Raw genomic sequence first — 2,901 nt, 5'->3', positions numbered from 1 at the left:
TATGTGTTTTTCTGTATGCAGATAATTTCAAAAGCATTACAATCTTAAAGTTAAATAAACCTACCTTTAAGGTTCATAAAGAAGATGAAGATAAAGAATCTTATGTCAATGCAGTAAGAGAATCTTGCAATACACAAGTCGTTATAGATTTTCAAGAACATAACATTATGGGATAATGATGAGAAATGATTTTTGGATGATTCTAATTATTTGCTTGATGAAAGAAGCAATGTGATTGTTAGACAATTTTACTTTTGGGGGATTGAGTAATGAAAAATTTTTTTGTTATATTGTTATTGATTGCACCAATTTCATCTTTAGGACGAAGTTATTGTTATGATGAGACCAAAGCATATTCAGAATCTATATCTTTTGAAAGATATAGATTCACAAAAGATCCTGTTAAATACTACAAAAGATGGGCTTTAATGTATTGTTTGGGTTACACTTCCAATGAGCGAAAAATGCACCACATGCCTAAATGTAAAGAAAGAAAAGAAATAGAAAATCCAAGCCATATAGACAATATGGTAAAGACATGTGGCATTGAACCACTAGAAGAAATTAAAACATATTTAGACAAAGAATATTTGCCTTTCGACTCTTTGGGGAAAGTGAATAATTGTTTTTATGGGGTATATGAGAATAAGGAATTTCAAGAACGACTTGAAACAATAGTTAGCAAACATTGCAAATAACTTAGGAATCACAAATGAGTCATTTACCACATAGAATCAAAAAGTATAGAATCTCAAACACCAATACCACCTACACCCTCTCACACTCTTGTGATACCCACTATCTAAATGAGAATCTAAAGAGTGAGATAGGCTATATACTAGAACTTAGAGAATCTAACCTCTCTATAAAAGATACAAAGAGTAATAAAGATATAGCCTTGATTCTTGCAGAAGAGATTCCACAATTACAAGAAAAGCAAATACTGCTAGATTCTAAAGATTTACAAGCTTTGCAAATAATACTAAGACTTCATACATATAAGGAAACAAAGATAGTGTATGTGGAGGTGGAGAGAGCTAAGAGACCGAACTTTGAGAGTGTAAAAAGAGCGTATGATGAGATAAATATGATAGACACTCAAATCGCCTATGTTACATTGCTTGAAACAAAAAAACAAGAAGCTATCAAAGAGGGTAAAAGTGAGCAGGAAGCCATCAATCTAGCTAAAGGATTTGCAAAAAAAAATGCGATTCGCACAAGCACGATACGAAAAAATAGGTGGAAATATATTTGATGAGTTTAAGCGGAATATGGAAAGTTTTAGAAACACTTGTGCTTTACAAGTAAGCCATGCTTTAAACTTTGGTGGAATGCCAATCAATACAAAAATTGAAAATAGAGAATATAGTTCTCTTAAAGGGAGTGAAGCTGAAAAGCAAGCGCATCTTTATATTGTCGGAGTGATTCAAATGAGGGATTTTTTACTGAAACAATGGGGTAAGCCCAACATTAGAAAAAGCTTTTATGAAATATCATCATATAAGGCATTATTAGAGCACAACCAATCACTTTTGATAGAACTTATAACTCTAGACACAAAGGGTATAGCTACTATTGGCGGACAAGGGTTTATTAATGGACAATATTATAGGAATTTTTGGCATACGACTTTATGGAATCTCAATGAATTTGTTGATGTGCAGAATGAAAAAAATATTAATCATTTAGGTGGTATAGATTCTAATGGTGTAGAATATCTCGCTAGAGAATTCTTTTTTTGGGAGTTAGACTAATGAAAGCAGTTATAGTGTTATTTTTGGGCTGTATCTATCTTATGGCTCATGATTTGGAACCAAGTTATAAATATAAAGCAGACTACTCCTTTGAAGAACGCGTAGGTGCATTTAAAAAAGATGGGATCATATACTGCTTAGATGGCGTTCGTAATGGGAGTAGAACATCACTAGGTAGAACATCAATAGTAGGTGGTTATGATCCGGGTTATTATGATCATATTTACTACCCTCTTTTTGATGTCGTGGAGCCACTTCCTGCAAGAAAGGAGCTAGAATTGTATGTGATGAAAAAGAAAAGCGAGATACACTTGGGTAATCTTGTATATGTTGCCCCATGCCTAGAAATCTATGACTCTAAAGAATACCAAGATGAAGTAGAACGCATAGTAAAGAAATACTGCAAGATTTGCAAATAACTTAGGAAACACAAATGAGCCACTTACCACATAGAATCAAAAAGTATAGAATCTCAAACACTTTCTTTTTAAGCTAGAAATGTTGCCAATATAGAATCTGATTCATTAGGTATCATTGCACAAAGCACTATACAAACAATAGCTGATAATGAAATCACCCATAAAGTAGGCGAAACCCAAATCATAGCCAAAGGAGACTCTGTCATCATAAAAGCAGGTGGTGTAGAAGTAGTGATAGATAACAAAGGACTTGTAGTCAAAGGTGGAGAAGTGAAGAGTGAGTAAAGGCATAATGACATTTCCATACAAAATAGTAATCTTTTTTTGTTATACAAGAATTACATGATATTTAAGGGTTAAGTGAGAAATGAGCAATATGAATACAAATCCTATAAAAATACAAGTGAGGGATATAAATCATCATAATATCACAAATGCTAGAATAAAAGTCATCGCACATAATAACACTATCCTTTTTGATGAAGAAAGCCAAAATGGAGAGATAATTCTTGATGACATAGAATCTCTTAAAAATATCCATCTATCAATCACACCCAAAAACTCAAGCATCTTGTATTAGAGAATCTTGTAAAGAAAGATTCCATACTTTAGAATTTCCTTATCAAACCAAACTCTTAGTAAGCAGTGTATATGCAGAAATAAGGGAGAGAGAATCTAAGGAAAATATATCATCACAACAAGAAAATTGCCCTAACAACAATGCCAAT

General features: G+C 32.6%; 6 protein-coding genes. 5 read left to right on the top strand and 1 reads right to left on the bottom strand.

What is annotated here, in order from left to right:
• Nucleotides 1–269 precede the first annotated feature (269 nt).
• From CQA53_RS10670 to CQA53_RS10655, 4 genes are read left to right on the top strand one after another with little or no spacing between them, the layout of a single operon-like run.
• Complete coding sequence (locus CQA53_RS10670) at nucleotides 270–698, top strand: hypothetical protein (RefSeq protein WP_112052510.1); 429 nt, start codon at nucleotides 270–272, stop codon at nucleotides 696–698.
• Nucleotides 699–712: 14 nt separating this feature from the next.
• A complete protein-coding gene (locus CQA53_RS10665) occupies nucleotides 713–1,255 on the top strand; it encodes a hypothetical protein (RefSeq protein WP_115543934.1) in 543 nt (180 codons plus the stop codon).
• The gene (locus tag CQA53_RS10660) at nucleotides 1,206–1,754 is read left to right on the top strand and encodes a T6SS effector amidase Tae4 family protein (RefSeq protein ID WP_115543933.1); all 549 of its coding nucleotides are present in this window, start codon (nucleotides 1,206–1,208) and stop codon (nucleotides 1,752–1,754) included. The genes CQA53_RS10665 and CQA53_RS10660 overlap by 50 nt, the downstream gene beginning before the upstream one ends.
• Nucleotides 1,754–2,173 carry a hypothetical protein gene (locus CQA53_RS10655; RefSeq protein ID WP_115543932.1) on the top strand — a complete coding sequence of 140 codons (420 nt, stop codon included), beginning with the start codon at nucleotides 1,754–1,756 and terminating at the stop codon, nucleotides 2,171–2,173. Before CQA53_RS10660 ends, CQA53_RS10655 begins: the two co-directional genes overlap by 1 nt.
• A gap of 68 nt (nucleotides 2,174–2,241) precedes the next feature.
• Here the strand turns inward: CQA53_RS10655 and CQA53_RS12600 are convergent, their stop codons facing one another.
• Nucleotides 2,242–2,472, bottom strand: coding sequence for a hypothetical protein (locus CQA53_RS12600; RefSeq protein ID WP_181882457.1), 231 nt, complete (start codon nucleotides 2,470–2,472; stop codon nucleotides 2,242–2,244).
• Between the two features lie 77 nt (nucleotides 2,473–2,549).
• Between CQA53_RS12600 and CQA53_RS10645 the strand changes: the two genes are divergently transcribed.
• Nucleotides 2,550–2,753 (top strand): hypothetical protein, encoded by a 204-nt coding sequence (locus CQA53_RS10645; protein ID WP_181882456.1) that lies wholly within the window; start codon nucleotides 2,550–2,552, stop codon nucleotides 2,751–2,753.
• The last annotated feature ends 148 nt before the right edge of the window (nucleotides 2,754–2,901 follow it).

The organism is Helicobacter didelphidarum, from assembly GCF_003364195.1.
Taxonomy (GTDB): Bacteria; Campylobacterota; Campylobacteria; order Campylobacterales; family Helicobacteraceae; genus Helicobacter_A; species Helicobacter_A didelphidarum.
This window is presented reverse-complemented; position numbering and strand designations above follow the sequence as displayed.